At 73.9% G+C, this 529-nt stretch carries 1 pseudogene; it reads left to right on the plus strand.

The window, feature by feature from the left end:
- Positions 1-529 (plus strand): annotated as a pseudogene (locus EAD98_RS00180) (ATP-dependent DNA ligase); the annotation flags it as partial.

The following is a 529-nucleotide window of genomic DNA, read 5'->3' on the forward strand; positions in this document are numbered from 1 at the left end:
GGCTGACGAAACCCGGGACGGGGTGGCCCTGACCAACCTCGACCAGCCGCTGTCCGACCGCGACGACGCGACCAAGCGCGACCTGGTCGACTATCTCGACGCGGTCCGGGACCGGATCCTTCCGCAGCTGCGGAACCGGCCGTTGTCGGTGATCCGGGTCCGCCCCGGCCAGCCGCCGTTCATGCAGAAGAACCTGCCCCGGTACACCCCCGACTGGGTCCGCCGAATGCCGGTCTGGGCGGAGGCGTCGCACCGCGAGGTCTCGTACGCCCTCTGCGACGACCGGCGCACCCTGCTCTGGTTCGCCAACCAGCGGGCGGTGGAGTACCACCCGACGCTCGCCACCGCGGCGGACCTGCACCGCCCGACCCACCTGGTGCTTGACCTGGACCCGCCGGAGGGGGACGGGTTCGGCGCGGCGGTCGGCGCCGCGCTGCTGGTCCGGCAGGCGCTCGCCGACGCCGGCCTGGCCGGGGCGGTCAAGACCAGCGGCGCCAAGGGCGTGCACGTCTTCGTCCCGGTGGCCGAC

Origin of the sequence: Micromonospora sp. CV4 (assembly GCF_003667455.1) — a bacterium.
Classification (GTDB): domain Bacteria; phylum Actinomycetota; class Actinomycetes; order Mycobacteriales; family Micromonosporaceae; genus Micromonospora.